The following is a 16,459-nucleotide window of genomic DNA, read 5'->3' on the forward strand; positions in this document are numbered from 1 at the left end:
TCCTCAGAAAAATGTAATTTTGTAAAAGAATAATGGATAATCTACTTTCAAAAATCAATCATCCTAAGCAACTTAGGCATTTTGAAACATCTCAACTAAAGGATTTAGCTCACGAGATGCGCGAATTTATTTTAGAAACCTTAAGTGTAAAACCGGGGCATTTAGGAGCTAGTTTAGGTGTTATTGAATTAACGCTTGCGTTGCATTATCATTACAATACACCAACAGATTTATTACTTTGGGATGTAGGTCATCAAAGTTATCCACATAAAATTTTGACAGGCCGTCAACAAATTTTTGATTCATTACGCCAAAAAAATGGAATTTCTGGTTTTCCAACACGAACAGAAAGTGAGTTTGACACATTTGGAGTTGGGCATTCATCTACTTCAATTTCAGCAATTGTTGGAATGGCAACAGCAGATAGAATTAATCAGATTAATCGTAAACATATTGCCATTATTGGTGATGCATCAATTACTTCTGGAATGAGTTTGGAAGCTTTAAATCATCTTGGATCAACAGATTTAGATGTTTTAGTCATTCTAAATGATAATGATATGGGAATTGATCCTTCGGTTGGAGGATTAAAAAAACATTTTAAATCATTAAAAAATCAATCAGAAAACATTTTTACCAATTTTGGTTTAAATTTTATTGGAACAATTGACGGACATAATTTTGAACAATTGTTTCAAGCTTTTGAACAAGCAGATTTGATAAAAGGTCCAAAAGTTTTACACATCAAAACCATTAAAGGAAAAGGCTATAAACAAGCTGAAATTAATCAAGTAAAATGGCACGCGCCAGGTTTATTTGATAAGATAACAGGCAAAATTAAATTAGAGAAAAAGAAGAAATCTTTTCAAGATGTTTTTGGTGAAACAATGCATGAACTTCTTCAAAATAATTCACAAATCGTTGCCATAACTCCTGCGATGTTAACAGGAAGCAATTTGGTGAAATGTCAACAAGTTTTCCCAGAACGAGTTTTTGATGTTGGGATTGCTGAGCAACACGCTGTTACATTTGCGGCTGGTTTAGCAACACAAAATACCATTCCGTATTGTGTTATTTACTCTACATTTTTACAGCGAGCATATGACCAGGTTATTCACGATGTTGCTTTACAAAATCTACCTGTTGTATTTTGCATTGATCGTGCTGGTTTTGTCGGTACAGATGGCGCAACGCATCATGGATATTTTGATATTGCATATTTGCGCGAAATACCAAATATGATTGTTTCTTCGCCTCGAAATGAAAAAGATTTTAAAAATCTATTGTATACAGCTCAATTTACAACTCAACCATTTGCGATTCGTTATCCAAAAAATAACATCCAAACAAGTGATTCTAAAATTGAGAAAATAGAAATTGGTAAATCTGAAATTATTTTTGAAGGAAATCAATTAGCCATTCTTTCAACTGGATTGATTAGTTCTCGAATTGAAGAAATTATTATTCAACATAACCTTCAAAGTAAAGTTGCCTTGATTGATTTTCCATTTATCAAACCGTTGGATGAATCTCGATTGAAAGCAATTTCATTAAAATATTCAACTATTATAACTTTTGAAGATGGAATTAAAAAAGGAGGTTTTGGAAGTGGAATTTTAGAATTTCTAAATACAATTCACTACAAAGGAAATGTCTCAATTAATGGCTATCCAGATGAATTTATCGAACATGCTTCAATTTCTGAATTAGAGGAAATAGTTGGTTTAGATAATTCATCGATTTTAGAAATGATAAAAAGTTATTTGTAATGAAACATGAATATTTTAAAGAAGCTTTGAATTCTTTTTTATTTGGTTTAGCAATACTGATTATAGCCGTCATTTTAAACAACCCATTTAAAAAGAAAAAGATTAAACAAAATTTAAGTTTTGGATTGGAACAAAAAGACAAATTAGAGTATATTAGTGATGGTTTGAGAAGTAATAATTCTATTAGATTAATTAGATTAAAAAGTATATATTTATTTGCAACTATTTTTATTATTGCATCAATTTTCTATTTGATTTTAGGAATTATTGAATATTTTTAAACTTCATAATTTTCGGTACGAGAGTTGTAATGGCTTTCTCTAATTTATAAACACACAACCAATGAAAAAAATAATCGGTTTATCTTTTGTAGCACTATTGTTGACATTACAATCTTGCAGCACAACCAATAATATGCATGAATTTTACACAAAATATGACAAACAAGCGACTGTAATTCCTTTACCTTCTTTTGCCTTAAAATTAGCTGGGAAAGCTGGTGGGACAGATTTATTTAATTATCTAAAATCAGCAAAAGTATTTGTTGTTTCAGATGCTGGACAAGGAAAACAAAAAAGAATCATGAATGATTTACAATCGTCTATGCGCGGTGAGAGATTTGAAAATTTAGTGAAATTCAAAGCGAAAGACAGCCGTTTGAATATTTCATTACAAGAAGATCAAGGTCGTGTTAAAAAAATGATTTTTGGAATTAATGGTTTACAAAATGTATTAGTTATTGACTCAAAATTAGATATTCCAAGAGCAGATTTAGATAAAATTTTGGATAAAGTTTCCGCTGAAGATATTATAGATTTAGCAGAAATTTTGAAATAATATAAAAAGCCAGCTAATTAGTTGGCTTTATTTTATAAACAAGTTTAATAGATTTATCTTTAAAATTATATTCTCTATAATAAATGACTACCTGATGATTTATAAACAATTTTGTATTTTCAAAAAACTTCTTGATATTTAATTTACTATCATCTAAGATGTATAAATCTTTTGCATCCATTTTCATTATAAAGAGAAGTTGTATAATTATTTTTAGACTTTCGAGTTTTTTCAGCTAAATAATCTTCTTCATCATAACCTAAACAACTTTTTCCTATATCGGATAAGCGAATTATCTGAATTTTTGCTTCAGGCAATTTCATCATCAAACAACTATTTGATATAAAAAGGATAATCATAAATCCAAGAAATCTGTAGTTTTTCATTATATTTATAATAGGATTAGTATCATATATTAAAGATAGATGAAAATGCTTTACTTAATATGATATATAAAAAATCAGAAGAAAATAATTCGCTTCGGACTTTTATAATTTTGTTTTAATAAATCTATTTCAAGTCTTCATTTCGCATAAATTCTTCAGCTTTTTCAACCATGTTTTTTGAACCGCAAAAGAAAGGAATACGTTGGTGTAATTCTGTTGGTTCAACATCCATAATACGATTAAAACCATCTGAAGCTTTTCCTCCAGCTTGTTCTGCAATAAAGGCCATAGGATTACATTCGTATAATAAACGCAATTTTCCGTTTGGATTATTTGTTCCTGAAGGATAGATATATATTCCTCCTTTCAACATATTTCGGTGAAAATCCGAACAAAGAGAACCTATGTAACGAGAAGTATACGGGCGGTCTTCTTCATCTGCCTGACAGTATTTTATGTAATTTTTAACTCCTTGTGGGAATTTTACATAATTACCTTCGTTCACAGAATAAATGTTTCCATCTTCAGGAATACACATATTTGGATGAGATAAATAAAATGTTCCGATTCCTGGATTTAAAGTAAATCCATTAACGCCATTCCCAGTTGTGTAAACCAACATTGTCGATGTTCCATAGATAACATATCCAGCTGCAACTTGCTTATTTCCTGGTTGTAAAAAATCTTCTATTGTAACTGGCGTTCCTGGTTCTGTAACACGGTGATAAATAGAAAAAATAGTTCCTACAGAAACGTTAACATCAATATTAGAAGAACCATCTAAAGGGTCAATCAATACAACGTATTTACTGTTTTTAGAATTTTTGGAAGGTTGAATTGCAATAAAATCTTCATTTTCTTCTGAAGCGATTCCACACACAACTTCACGCTGTGATAAAGTATCTATAAAAGTTTCGTTTGCGAAAACATCCAATTTTTGTTGTTTTTCTCCTTGGACATTTTCATTACCGACTTCACCTAAAATACTAACTAAACCAGCTTTGTTAACGTTGTAATTGACAACCTTTGTTGCTAATTTAATAGAACTTAGTAATCGAGATAGCTCTCCAGATGAATAAATAAAATCGGCTTGATTTTCTATGATAAACTCTCCGAGAGTTTGATGAGAATTTGTGTTCATAATTATGTTTTGCTCGTCAAATATCGGAATAAAAACTTAATTTTTCACCATTTCAAACGTTTGAAATTAATCTAAATATATGAAAATCATTTGACAAATTTATTTTTCATTTTAAGTTGATTCAGTTAAGATATAATTGTAGTTTGGTTATATTTGCAAGTTAATTAATTGTAAAAAAAAGTTTTTATAGGAATGAAAGTTTTCAAATTCGGTGGTGCTTCTGTAAAAGATGCAGCCGGCGTTAGAAATGTTGCAGAATTACTGCAATCTGTTGGTTACGAAAATACATGCGTAATAGTTTCTGCTATGGGCAAGACAACAAATGCATTAGAAGAAGTAGTCAAACGTTATTTTGAAAAGGATGATTTCGAAAAAACTATCAAGAATGTTAAGGAACAACATATTGATTTAGCAAAAGAATTATTTGATGATGCAACAGAAGTTTCGAATGAGATTTCACAATTTTTTGATGATATTGTTTCATTTCTAAGACGAAATAAATCACCAAATTATAGCTATGTATATGATCAAATTGTTTGCTGTGGAGAGTTAATCTCGACAAAAATTATCAGTATGTATCTTAATTCTATTAAGATTACGAATGAATGGTTGGATGTTCGCGATTACATCAAAACAGATAATACATACCGCGAAGGAAAAGTAAACTGGAAATTAACAGAAGAGAATATTACAAAACTGACGCAAACAGGATTATTTATAACACAAGGTTTCCTTGGCTCTGATCTTAATTTCTTTACAACAACTTTAGGAAGAGAAGGATCAGATTATTCAGCTGCTATTTTTGCATATTGTCTAAATGCTGAAAGTATGACGATTTGGAAAGATGTTCCAGGTGTTTTAAATGCAGATCCACGTTATTTTGATAATGCAGAATTATTGCACCATATTTCATATGAAGAAGCAATAGAATTGGCATATTACGGAGCATCTGTTATTCACCCGAAAACATTGCAACCGCTTCAACAAAAGGAAATTCCTTTCTTCGTTAAATCATTTATTAATCCAACAGAAGCAGGAACAGAAGTAGCAAAAGGTCAACCATTAGAACCAAAAGTTCCTTGTTTTATTCTGAAAAGAGATCAACACTTAGTACGTTTATCGAGTAAAGATTTTTCATTTATTACAGAAGATAAATTAAGTGGAATTTTCAATAAACTATATGATTATCAAATCAAAGTGAATCTGATGCAAAATTCTGCAATTTCACTATCTTTATGTTTAGAGGATAAATACAACAATTTAGATAAGTTTGTAGCTGATATGAACGAAGAATTCAAAGTACAAGAAGAAAATAATGTTTTATTGTACACTATTCGTCATTTCAATTCAGATTCAGATAAAGTTGTATCAAAAGAAAAAGAGTTATTGCGTCAAACAGTACGTGAAACATTACAAATCGTTGTAAAAGCTTAAATGAGTTTAATTACTACACAAGATATCTATTCGGCATCAGGTCTTTCTAAAATTGGAGTTTTAGGAAAACCTGTAGCTTGGACATTGAAAAAAATTTTCAGTATAGATCAGTTAAATGATTTATATAACAGAGGAAAACATTTAGAATGTGAACCTTTTTTAGATTACTTAATAGATGATATGGGAGTGGATTACGAAATCCACGAAGAAGATTTGAAACGTATTCCAAAAGAAGGACCATTTATTATTATTTCTAATCATCCGTTAGGAGCATTGGATGGAATTATTTTGATGCATTGCATGTCAAAAATTCGTCCTGATTTTAAGGTGATGGGTAATTTTTTATTGCAGAAAATTAAACCATTAGATCCTATGATTATTCCAGTTAATCCTTTCGAAACAAGAAAAGAAGCTTACAATAGTCTTTCTGGGATGCGAGATGCATTAAAATTATTAAGAGATGGAGGATGTTTGGGAATTTTTCCTGCAGGAGAAGTTTCGTTCCGTGATGAAGAAAGAAGAATAATAGACAGAGAATGGCAAGAATCAGCAATGAAGTTGATTAAGAAAGCTAAAGTTCCTGTTGTTCCTATGTTTTTTAGAGCGAGAAATAGCAATGTTTTTTATCGCTTAGCAAAACTTCATCCAGATTTTCAAACAGCGATGTTGCCTGCAGAAATGATGAAGAAACGAACTCGTCCAATTCAGATTCGAATAGGAAAACCAATTTTGCAAAAACAGCAAGATGAACACGAGACAATTCAAGATTATTCAGCATTTTTGAGAAAGAAAACTTACATGCTTTCTTCTTACTATAATCAGAAAAGAAGTTTTACTGAAGTCTTAAAAAATCCGACACATATCGAGCTAAAAATTCCGAATTTACCAAGTTTATCTTCTTCAAATAAAAAGGTTAAGCCTGTAATTTCAGAAACGCCTTTAGAACTGTTATTGCAAGACATTACAGAATTGCAAAAGGATGAACAAGCGTTATTATTTACGAATAATAATTACGAATGTTTTTTTGCAACAGCGCAACAAATTCCAAATATTTTAAGAGAAATCGGTCGTTTGCGAGAAATTACTTTCCGAGCAATTGGAGAAGGAACAAATGACGAAATTGATTTGGATAGATTTGATAATCATTATCATCATTTGTTTTTATGGGATAAGGAAACTAACAAGATTGTTGGGGCTTATCGTATGGCAATTGGTTCAGAAGTATACGAAAAATATGGAATCAATGGATTTTATGTGAACGAGTTATTTAATTTCGATCCAGAAATACATCCTTTTTTTAAGAAATGTATCGAAATGGGTAGAGCTTTTGTTTCGGCTGAATATCAGCAAAAACCAATGCCACTTTTCTTATTGTGGAGAGGAATTGTACATGTTACGTTGAGAAATCCAAATCAAAAATTCATTATTGGTGGTGTAAGTATTAGTAATCAGTTTTCTGATTTTTCAAAATCATTGATGATTGAGTTTATGAAATCTCATTACTACGATTCAACGGTTGCACAATATGTGCGAGCAAAGAATGAATTTAAAGTAAAATTAAAAGAAGAGGATAAAGAATTTATTTTTGATGAATCTGAAGCTGATTTAAATAAATTTGATAAATTAATTGATGAGCTTGAACCTAATATGTTGCGTTTACCAGTTTTAATCAAAAAATACATCAAACAAAATGCGAAAGTCATAGCATTTAATGTCGATCCAAAGTTTAATGACGCGATAGATGGTTTAATGTATATAAGAGTTTCAGATATACCAGAATCTACTGTTCGTCCTGTTCTAGAAGATATTCAAGCAGAATTGGATCGTAAAATTCAATCAGGAAAATTTGACGGAAATTTTATTTAAAGAATATAAAATTCAAACATAAAAAAAGCGCTTAACCTAGTTAAGCGCTTTTATATTTTAGCTTCGCTTTAATTATTTAGCTACTGCTGTAGAATCTGCTGCTGGAGCTGCTGCTGAATCAACAACTGCTGCTGCAGAGTCAGCTACTGGAGCTACTGCTGAATCAACTACTGCTGTAGCAGAATCTGTAGCTGGTGCTTCTTCTACTGGTGCTTCTTCAGTTTTCTCTCCACAAGATACTGCTCCTAATGATAAAGCTGCTACTGCAACTACTGCGAAAAATTTTTTCATCTTCTAAAATTTAATTAATTAAACGTTTTGTTATTTGATAGGTCAAATTTAGAATGATTTTGACCTGATAGAATAAAAAACGTTTGTAATTATTTTGTAAAATAAAAAGATTTTACAAAAATCAATCAATCATTTATTTAGCATAGAAATTTTCCGAAATTATAAAGTTTATTAAAAGAATTTATTCTCAAATTTTATAATTCATTCGTGATTTTTCCTAAGATTTCAGCTGTTATTTTAAAACTTGAGCTTCTAATTTGAATTTTTCAATTTTATTTGAAATTAAATCTAATCTCAAATTATGAATACTTCCGATATGTGAAGTTTGAAATTCTTTGTGTGGGACGTATGTTCCATTTTCTACAGATAAACCAACTTGTCTGTAAGCATCACGGAAAGGAGTTCCATTTTTGATCGCTTCGTTTATGTTTTCTACGGTATAAATAGGATCGTATTTTTCTTGATTTAGATAATTATCTTTAATCTGAAGTTGAGGAATTGCAAATGTCAAAATATCAATAATATTATCAAATTGCATCATTGGTTCGAACAAGATTTCTTTTAGAATTTGATAATCGCGATGATATCCACTTGGAAGATTATTTATCGTCATCATAATATCATTTGGCAAAGCTTGGATTCTATTACAATGCGCGCGCGTTAATTCGAATACATCAGGATTTTTCTTATGTGGCATAATCGATGATCCTGTTGTCATTTCGTTTGGTAATTTTACAAAGGCCAAATCTTGTGAATTGTATAAAACCAAATCGTATGACATTTTAGATAATGTTCCACAAATCATAGCTAAAGCCGTTGCAACAGATTTTTCTGTTTTCCCACGTAACATTTGCGCACCAACAGAAGAAACTAAAATTTCAGAAAAACCTAATTCTTGAGTTGTTTGTAAACGATCAATTGGGAAACTTGTTCCAAAACCAGCTCCAGAACCTAAAGGATTTTGATCAGAAATTTTATAAGCTGCTTCAAAAAAGTATAAATCGGTCAATAAACTTTCTGCATAAGCAGAAAACCACATTCCGAAACTACTTGGCATAGCTGCCTGAAAATGTGTATAGCCTGGTAATTGATAGTTTTTAAATTCTTCAGCTTTTTGTAAAAAGATATCAATTAGCTTGATGATTTTATCTGTAATCTGTTTTAAATAATGTTTTTCAAAAAGTTGAATAGCCACTAAAACTTGATCATTTCGAGAACGTGCAACGTGAATTTTTTTTCCAGCATCTCCAGTTTTCTCAATCAAAAAAGCTTCAATTTTTGAATGTATATCTTCGTAATTTTCATCTATTTCGAAATTATTCTCAGCAATTAACACCAAAACTTCATCTAAAGCAATTTGTAAAGCATCATTTTCTAAATTACTAATCAAGCCTGTTTTTGCAAGCATATTTGCTTGTGCTTTGGATGCTAATGCATCGTATTTTGCAAGATGAGCATCTAATTCTCTGTCTTTTCCTACAGTAAATTTTTCGATTTTATCATTAATGGTAAAACCTTTGTCCCAAAGTTTCATATCTATAATAATGAATTAAGATGCAAAGCTAATAAAAACTTGTATAATATTTCATTAAATATGTATAATTATTAATCTTATTAAATATTTATTCATATTGAGAATTTTTAATTGGTTTTTTAGATTATTTAGATGTTTGATAACATTTCGAAAGAATGATTATTGAATGTTTATTAAAGTTTTGAAATAATTTAATTTCGTAAAAATATGACCTGAAAATTATGAACTTGATATTTTAACAACTCTTAAATTTTTAACTTGTATTTATTTTCGTTTAAAATATTGTCAAAGTGAAATTTAGACCTTTTTTATAATAATTCTAAATTATTAAAATATAACTAAAATATATCATCCTTTGATGAAAAATCATTACTATAAACGTAATTTTGTGTATCAATTTATAGCTAAACGCATATTTGTTTAGATAATTGTTAATGTAAAATTTATGATTTTATCTCTTTCTCAAATACTTATTTGTATTGATTTTGTTAGAGTTAAATTCTTAAAAATTACACTTCGAAAAAAATTACATACTTAGTTTGTATTCTGATAACAGTAGTTGCCTATGCCAAAATGTTTTTTTTGAAAAAAATTGCATAAGATGTAACGATACAACAAAGTGTTATTATATAATTCATTTTGATTGAATGAAATCAGGTGTAAGTAGCTTGATTTTAAACAATCTTTAATATTTAAAAAGAAAAGATAGATAATTATGAGTCTTTATCAAGAGTATCTTAACGAGATTGAAGAAAGAAAAGGTCAAGGTTTACATCCAAAACCAATTGATGGTGCAGAATTACTAAGTGAAATCATTAATCAAATTAAAGATGTTAACAACGAATACCGCGAGGATTCTGTTAAATTCTTTATCTATAATACTTTGCCAGGAACAACATCTGCTGCAGGTGTAAAAGCAAAATTTTTAAAAGAGATTATTTTAGGAGAAGCTACAGTTGCTGAAATTACACCAACTTATGCTTTCGAATTATTATCTCACATGAAAGGAGGGCCATCTATTGAGGTTCTTTTAGATTTAGCTTTAGGAAACGATGAAGCAATTGCAAAACAAGCTGCTGAAGTTCTTAAAACACAAGTTTTCTTATATGATGCAGATACAGCTCGTTTAGCTGATGCTTTTAAAGCAGGAAATGCAATCGCAAAAGATATTTTAGAAAGTTATGCAAAAGCAGAATTCTTTACAGAGTTACCAGCTGTTGCAGAAGAAATAAAAGTAGTAACTTATATTGCTGCTGAAGGAGATATTTCTACAGATTTATTATCTCCAGGTAACCAAGCACACTCTCGTTCGGATAGAGAATTGCATGGTCAATGTATGATTACACCAGAAGCTCAAGCAGAAATTAGAGCTTTGCAAGCACAACATCCAGATGCTTCTGTAATGTTAATCGCTGAAAAAGGTACAATGGGAGTTGGTTCTTCTCGTATGTCAGGAGTTAACAACGTTGCTTTATGGACAGGGAAACAAGCATCGCCTTATGTTCCTTTCGTAAATATTGCGCCAATTGTTGCTGGTACAAATGGAATTTCTCCAATTTTCTTAACAACTGTTGATGTAACAGGAGGTATTGGAATTGATTTGAAAAACTGGACGAAAAAAGTTGATGCAAATGGAGATGTTGTTCGTAACGAAGCTGGAGATCCAGTTTTAGAAGAAGTTTACTCAGTTGCTACAGGAACAGTTTTAACAATTAATACTAAAACTAAAAAATTATATAATGGAGATCAAGAGTTAATTGATATTTCAAGATCATTAACTCCTCAAAAAATGGAATTTATCAAAGCAGGAGGTTCTTATGCAATCGTTTTTGGTAAAAAAATTCAAACATTTGCGGCTCAAACTTTAGGTATCGAAGCGCCAGTAGTTTTCGCTCCTTCAAAAGAGATTTCAAATGAAGGTCAAGGTTTAACAGCAGTTGAGAAAATTTTCAATAATAATGCAGTTGGATCTACTCCAGGAAAAGTTTTACATGCTGGTTCTGATGTTCGTGTTAAAGTAAACATTGTAGGTTCTCAAGACACAACAGGTTTGATGACATCTCAAGAGTTAGAAGCAATGGCTGCTACAGTTATTGCTCCAACAGTTGATGGTGCATATCAATCAGGATGTCACACAGCTTCAGTTTGGGATAAAAAAGCACAAGCAAATATTCCTAAATTGATGAAATTTATGAATGATTTCGGTGTAATTACAGCGCGTGACCCTAAAGGGGAATACCATGCAATGACAGATGTTATTCATAAAGTATTGAATGATATTACAATTGATGAATGGGCGATTATTATTGGAGGAGATTCTCACACACGTATGTCTAAAGGAGTTGCTTTTGGTGCCGATTCAGGAACTGTAGCTTTAGCTTTAGCAACAGGTGAAGCTTCTATGCCAATTCCAGAGTCTGTAAAAGTAACTTTCAAAGGAGAGATGAAAGAATACATGGATTTCCGTGATGTAGTTCATGCAACTCAAGCACAGATGTTGAAACAATTTGACGGAGAAAATGTATTCCAAGGTCGTATTATTGAAGTTCATATCGGAACATTATTAGCGGATCAAGCATTTACATTTACAGATTGGACAGCAGAAATGAAAGCAAAAGCATCTATTTGTATTTCTCAAGATGATACTTTAATCCAATCGTTAGAAATTGCCAAATCTCGTATCCAAATTATGATCGATAAGGGAATGGATAACAAAAATAAAGTTTTACAAGGATTAATTGATAAAGCAAATAAACGTATCGAAGAAATTAAATCTGGAGAAAAACCAGCTTTAACTCCAGATGCAAATGCAAAATACTATGCTGAGGTTGTAATTGACTTAGATATTATTGATGAGCCAATGATTGCCGATCCAGATGTAAATAATGCTGATGTTTCTAAACGTTATACACACGATACAATCCGTGATTTAACTTACTACGGAGGAGATAAACACGTAGATTTAGGTTTCGTAGGATCTTGTATGGTGCACAAAGATGATTTAAAAATCGTTTCTCAAATGTTACGTAATGTAGAAAAAGCAAATGGTAAAGTTGAATTCAAAGCGCCTTTAGTTGTTGCTGCACCTACTTATAACATTATTGACGAATTGAAAGCTGAAGGAGATTGGGAAATGTTACAAAAATATTCAGGATTTGAATTTAGTGACTTGTTACCAAAATCAACAGCGCGTACAGAATACGAAAATATTATGTATTTAGAGCGTCCTGGATGTAACCTTTGTATGGGTAACCAAGAAAAAGCAGAAAAAGGAGATACTGTAATGGCTACATCTACACGTTTATTCCAAGGTCGTGTTGTTGAAGACCGCGATGGTAAAAAAGGAGAATCTTTATTAGCTTCTACTCCAGTAGTTGTTTTATCAGCAATTTTAGGACGTATTCCTTCAATCGAAGAATATAAAGCTGCTGTAGAAGGGATTAACTTAACAAAATTTAAACCAATTTCAATGAACTAATTTGTTCTGAGAAAAAGAATATATCAACCGAGATTATCTTTAGATAATCTCGGTTTTTTTATACCTTAAATATATGTTGTGATGAATTAAGTTAGAATTGATATAAATAAGAGTATTAATCATTTAGCGATGTAAATTATTAAATAATTCAGTATATTGGGGTATGTTTTTTGATTAATAAAAACTAATTAAATAAATCAATTATTATGGCATTTGATATAAATATGATTAAAGGCGTTTATGCGAAGATGCAAGAGCGTGTTGATGCTTCTAGAGCTATCGTAGGTCGTCCTTTAACGTACTCAGAAAAAATTTTATATGCTCACTTATTTGCGGGAGAACCAACAGAAGCTTACACAAGAGGTGAGTCTTATGTAGATTTTGCTCCAGATCGTGTAGCAATGCAAGATGCAACTGCGCAAATGGCTTTATTGCAATTTATGCAAGCAGGAAAAACTAAAACTGCTGTTCCATCGACTGTTCATTGTGATCACTTGATTCAAGCAAAAGTTGGAGCAAAAACAGATTTACAAGAAGCTATCAATAAATCATCTGAAGTATTTAATTTCTTAGAATCAGTTTCAAATAAATACGGAATTGGATTTTGGAAACCAGGTGCAGGAATTATTCACCAAGTAGTTCTTGAAAATTATGCTTTTCCAGGAGGAATGATGATTGGTACTGATTCTCATACACCAAACGCAGGTGGATTAGGAATGGTAGCAATTGGTGTTGGTGGTGCTGATGCAGTAGATGTGATGTCTGGAATGCCTTGGGAATTAAAAATGCCAAAATTAATCGGAGTTAAATTGATTGGTAAATTATCTGGATGGGCTGCTCCTAAAGATATTATTTTAGAAGTTGCTGGACTTTTAACTGTAAAAGGAGGAACAGGAGCTATTGTAGAATATTTTGGAGAAGGTGCAGAATCTTTATCTGCAACAGGTAAAGGAACGATTTGTAACATGGGTGCAGAAATTGGGGCAACAACTTCTATTTTTGCTTATGATGATGCCTCAGAAAGATATTTAAGAGCAACTGATCGTAATGATGTTGCTGATGCTGCAAATGAACATAAAGCATATTTACGTTCTGATGATGAAGTTTATGCAAATCCGGAAAATTTCTATGACCAATTAATTGAAATTAATTTATCAGAATTAGAACCTCGTTTAAACGGACCTTTTACGCCAGATTTAATGACACCAGTTTCTAAAATGAAAGAAACTGCTGCTGCAAATGGTTGGCCATTAGATGTAGAATGGGGATTAATAGGATCTTGTACGAATTCTTCTTATGAAGATTTATCTCGTGCAGCTTCTATTGCTCAACAAGCTTTAGATAAAGGATTAGAAGCGAAATCATCTTTTGGTATTAATCCTGGTTCAGAAGTTGTTCGTTATACAGCAGACAGAGATGGTTTTTTAAAAACATTTGAAGATTTAGATGCTGTTATTTTTACAAATGCTTGTGGACCTTGTATTGGTCAATGGGATCGTGAAGGTGCAGATAAAGAAGAAAAAAATACAATCGTTCACTCATTTAATCGTAATTTCAAAAAACGAGCAGATGGTAATCCAAATACGTATGCTTTCGTAACATCTCCAGAAATGGTTGCTGCGATTGCAATTTCAGGACGTTTAGATTTTAATCCATTAAAAGATAAATTAATCAATAAATTTGGAGAAGAAGTAATGTTAGATGCTCCAAAAGGAGAAGAATTACCAACAAAAGGTTATGCTTACGAAGATAATGGATACCAAGCGCCTGTAGAAGACGGATCGAATGTAGAAGTTGTCGTTAATCCAAATTCCGAACGTTTACAATTATTAGAAGGATTTAAACCTTGGAATGGAGAAAACATTATGGGAGCTAAACTGTTAATTAAAGCATTTGGTAAATGTACAACTGACCATATTTCTATGGCTGGACCTTGGTTGCGTTTCCGTGGACATTTAGATAATATTTCAAATAATACTTTAATTGGAGCTGTAAATGCATTCAATCAAGAAACCAATTCTGTAAAAAATCAATTAACAGGAGAATATGGTCCAGTGCCAGATACAGCTCGTGCTTATAAAGCAGCAGGTGTTCCTTCTGTTATTGTTGGTGACGAAAACTACGGAGAAGGTTCTTCTCGTGAACACGCTGCAATGCAACCTCGTCATTTAGGAGCAGTAGCTGTTTTGGTAAGATCTTTTGCTCGTATTCATGAAACAAATCTTAAGAAACAAGGTATGTTAGCATTAACTTTTGCAGATAAAGCAGATTATGACAAAGTACAAGAAGATGATACAATCAACTTTATTGACTTAAAAGAATTTGCTCCTGGAAAACCATTAAACATAGAATTTGTACATGCTGATGGTTCAAAAGATTTAATAGTTGCCAACCATACATATAATGCACAACAAATTGAATGGTTTAAAGCTGGTTCAGCACTAAACTTAATTAAAGCACAACAATCAAAATAATTAATTGAACATAAATGAAAAGCCGATGTAGAAAAACATCGGCTTTTTTATGTATTTATAGTTTTGCCAAATTATCTAACGCTTTTAATAATGTTTCGTCTTTTTTAGCAAAACAAAAACGAATAACATGATCATCTATTTTATTATGATAAAATGCCGAAATAGGAATAGTTGCAACTTTATTTTTAATAGTTAGTTGTTTCGAAAATTCATCATCAGGCAAATCGCTTATTTTCGAATAATTTGCAGTTGCAAAATAAGTTCCTTCGCAAGGTAAAACATCGAAATTTGTTGAAGCTAAACCTTCAATAAATAGATTTCTTTTTTCTTGAAAAAAATCATTCAAATGCAAATAATGTTCAGGATTTTCCAAATAATCTGCAATTGCATATTGTGAAGGAGTATGCGTAGAAAATGTATTAAATTGATGACATTTTCTAAATTCTTTCATCAATTCTTTTTCCGCTAAAATGTAACCAATTTTCCAACCTGTAATATGAAATAGTTTTCCAAAAGAACCAACGATGAATACTTTATCTTTCACAGATTTTAATTTTGCAAAACTTTGATGTGCTTTTCCATCAAATGTAATGTGTTCATAAACTTCATCTGCTAGCAAATAACAATTCGTTTCTTGTAAGATTTGTTCAAATTGTTTTAAATCATTTTCAGACAAAATCCTTCCAGTAGGATTATTCGGATTATTAACAATAATTAATTTCGTTTTATCATTAATTTTTTCCTTTAAAATTTCAATATCGATTGCATAATCAGGATATTTTAATTGAATAGGAATAACTTTTCCACCAAATAATTCAACTGTTGGTTGGTACAAGTCATAAGCAGGTTCAAAAATAATCACTTCATCATTTGGATGAATTAAAGTTGAAATAACATTAAAAATTGCTTGACTTGCACCGCTTGTAATATTTATTTCATCCTGAAAATTATAATAAGATTGATAAAGATTCGAATATTTTTCTGAAAGTAAAAAACGTAATTTTTCGACGCCAGTCATTGGCGCGTATTGATTATAATTTTGAGTCGAATAAAAATTTAATCGACTAATTAATTCATAATCTGTGTTAAAGTCAGGAAAACCTTGTGCTAAGTTTATGGCTTGATGTTCATTAGCCAATTGACTCATTACTGAAAAAATAGTAGTCGAAACATTGGGTAGTTTTGATTTTATCATAATGGTAAATTAGGTTGATTTTGCTCAAAATCAAAAGAATAAACCATAATATTT

General features: G+C 30.9%; 12 protein-coding genes. 7 read left to right on the plus strand and 5 right to left on the minus strand.

Annotation, left to right across the window (positions count from 1 at the left end; all coding sequences use genetic code 11):
- The first annotated feature begins 32 nt into the window (after window positions 1-32).
- The 3 genes from ACMHJW_RS00360 to ACMHJW_RS00370 all read left to right on the plus strand — a co-directional run bounded on the left by ACMHJW_RS00360 (window position 33) and on the right by ACMHJW_RS00370 (window position 2,606).
- Window positions 33-1,769, plus strand: a complete 1,737-nt coding sequence (locus tag ACMHJW_RS00360) for a 1-deoxy-D-xylulose-5-phosphate synthase (protein ID WP_413531539.1) — start codon at window positions 33-35, stop codon at window positions 1,767-1,769.
- Window positions 1,769-2,050, plus strand: a complete 282-nt coding sequence (locus ACMHJW_RS00365) for a hypothetical protein (protein WP_413531540.1) — start codon at window positions 1,769-1,771, stop codon at window positions 2,048-2,050. The genes ACMHJW_RS00360 and ACMHJW_RS00365 overlap by 1 nt, the downstream gene beginning before the upstream one ends.
- Before the next feature lie 61 nt (window positions 2,051-2,111).
- On the plus strand, window positions 2,112-2,606 hold the full coding sequence (locus ACMHJW_RS00370; RefSeq protein ID WP_413531541.1) for a DUF4252 domain-containing protein: 495 nt from the start codon (window positions 2,112-2,114) through the stop codon (window positions 2,604-2,606).
- Window positions 2,607-2,755: 149 nt separating this feature from the next.
- Here the strand turns inward: ACMHJW_RS00370 and ACMHJW_RS00375 are convergent, their stop codons facing one another.
- Together ACMHJW_RS00375 and fbp are read right to left on the minus strand one after the other, a co-directional pair.
- Window positions 2,756-2,992 carry a hypothetical protein gene (locus ACMHJW_RS00375; protein ID WP_413531542.1) on the minus strand — a complete coding sequence of 79 codons (237 nt, stop codon included), beginning with the start codon at window positions 2,990-2,992 and terminating at the stop codon, window positions 2,756-2,758.
- 124 nt (window positions 2,993-3,116) lie between these two features.
- Window positions 3,117-4,133, minus strand: a complete 1,017-nt coding sequence (gene fbp, locus ACMHJW_RS00380; protein ID WP_413531543.1) for a class 1 fructose-bisphosphatase — start codon at window positions 4,131-4,133, stop codon at window positions 3,117-3,119.
- Between the two features lie 192 nt (window positions 4,134-4,325).
- Between fbp and ACMHJW_RS00385 the strand changes: the two genes are divergently transcribed.
- Together ACMHJW_RS00385 and ACMHJW_RS00390 are read left to right on the plus strand one after the other, a co-directional pair.
- Window positions 4,326-5,567, plus strand: coding sequence for an aspartate kinase (locus ACMHJW_RS00385; RefSeq protein ID WP_413531544.1), 1,242 nt, complete (start codon window positions 4,326-4,328; stop codon window positions 5,565-5,567).
- The gene (locus ACMHJW_RS00390) at window positions 5,568-7,433 is read left to right on the plus strand and encodes a GNAT family N-acyltransferase (RefSeq protein ID WP_413531545.1); all 1,866 of its coding nucleotides are present in this window, start codon (window positions 5,568-5,570) and stop codon (window positions 7,431-7,433) included.
- Window positions 7,434-7,505: 72 nt separating this feature from the next.
- Here the strand turns inward: ACMHJW_RS00390 and ACMHJW_RS00395 are convergent, their stop codons facing one another.
- Together ACMHJW_RS00395 and argH are read right to left on the minus strand one after the other, a co-directional pair.
- Complete coding sequence (locus ACMHJW_RS00395) at window positions 7,506-7,724, minus strand: hypothetical protein (protein ID WP_413531546.1); 219 nt, start codon at window positions 7,722-7,724, stop codon at window positions 7,506-7,508.
- 232 nt (window positions 7,725-7,956) lie between these two features.
- Window positions 7,957-9,258, minus strand: a complete 1,302-nt coding sequence (gene argH / locus ACMHJW_RS00400; protein ID WP_413531547.1) for an argininosuccinate lyase — start codon at window positions 9,256-9,258, stop codon at window positions 7,957-7,959.
- 715 nt (window positions 9,259-9,973) lie between these two features.
- Here argH and ACMHJW_RS00405 point away from each other — a divergent pair.
- Window positions 9,974-12,736: a bifunctional aconitate hydratase 2/2-methylisocitrate dehydratase gene (locus ACMHJW_RS00405; protein ID WP_413531548.1), complete on the plus strand. Its 2,763-nt coding sequence runs from the start codon at window positions 9,974-9,976 to the stop codon at window positions 12,734-12,736.
- A 206-nt stretch (window positions 12,737-12,942) separates the two neighbouring features.
- Window positions 12,943-15,210 carry an aconitate hydratase gene (locus ACMHJW_RS00410; protein ID WP_413531549.1) on the plus strand — a complete coding sequence of 756 codons (2,268 nt, stop codon included), beginning with the start codon at window positions 12,943-12,945 and terminating at the stop codon, window positions 15,208-15,210.
- Between the two features lie 55 nt (window positions 15,211-15,265).
- Here ACMHJW_RS00410 and ACMHJW_RS00415 read toward each other — a convergent pair whose 3' ends face one another.
- On the minus strand, window positions 15,266-16,405 hold the full coding sequence (locus ACMHJW_RS00415; protein ID WP_413531550.1) for a methionine aminotransferase: 1,140 nt from the start codon (window positions 16,403-16,405) through the stop codon (window positions 15,266-15,268).
- Window positions 16,406-16,459 lie beyond the last annotated feature (54 nt).

It is taken from the genome of Empedobacter brevis (assembly GCF_965118635.1).
In the GTDB taxonomy this organism is placed as follows: domain Bacteria; phylum Bacteroidota; class Bacteroidia; order Flavobacteriales; family Weeksellaceae; genus Empedobacter; species Empedobacter brevis_A.

What these genes read in the sequence shown, in the direction of transcription:
- ACMHJW_RS00360 (WP_413531539.1), top strand. Translation starts at nt 33, where the DNA reads ATGGATAATCTACTTTCAAAAATCAATCATCCTAAGCAACTTAGGCAT.
- ACMHJW_RS00365 (WP_413531540.1), top strand. Translation starts at nt 1,769, where the DNA reads ATGAAACATGAATATTTTAAAGAAGCTTTGAATTCTTTTTTATTTGGT.
- ACMHJW_RS00370 (WP_413531541.1), top strand. Translation starts at nt 2,112, where the DNA reads ATGAAAAAAATAATCGGTTTATCTTTTGTAGCACTATTGTTGACATTA.
- ACMHJW_RS00375 (WP_413531542.1), bottom strand. Translation starts at nt 2,992, where the DNA reads ATGAAAAACTACAGATTTCTTGGATTTATGATTATCCTTTTTATATCA.
- fbp (WP_413531543.1), bottom strand. Translation starts at nt 4,133, where the DNA reads ATGAACACAAATTCTCATCAAACTCTCGGAGAGTTTATCATAGAAAAT.
- ACMHJW_RS00385 (WP_413531544.1), top strand. Translation starts at nt 4,326, where the DNA reads ATGAAAGTTTTCAAATTCGGTGGTGCTTCTGTAAAAGATGCAGCCGGC.
- ACMHJW_RS00390 (WP_413531545.1), top strand. Translation starts at nt 5,568, where the DNA reads ATGAGTTTAATTACTACACAAGATATCTATTCGGCATCAGGTCTTTCT.
- ACMHJW_RS00395 (WP_413531546.1), bottom strand. Translation starts at nt 7,724, where the DNA reads ATGAAAAAATTTTTCGCAGTAGTTGCAGTAGCAGCTTTATCATTAGGA.
- argH (WP_413531547.1), bottom strand. Translation starts at nt 9,258, where the DNA reads ATGAAACTTTGGGACAAAGGTTTTACCATTAATGATAAAATCGAAAAA.
- ACMHJW_RS00405 (WP_413531548.1), top strand. Translation starts at nt 9,974, where the DNA reads ATGAGTCTTTATCAAGAGTATCTTAACGAGATTGAAGAAAGAAAAGGT.
- ACMHJW_RS00410 (WP_413531549.1), top strand. Translation starts at nt 12,943, where the DNA reads ATGGCATTTGATATAAATATGATTAAAGGCGTTTATGCGAAGATGCAA.
- ACMHJW_RS00415 (WP_413531550.1), bottom strand. Translation starts at nt 16,405, where the DNA reads ATGATAAAATCAAAACTACCCAATGTTTCGACTACTATTTTTTCAGTA.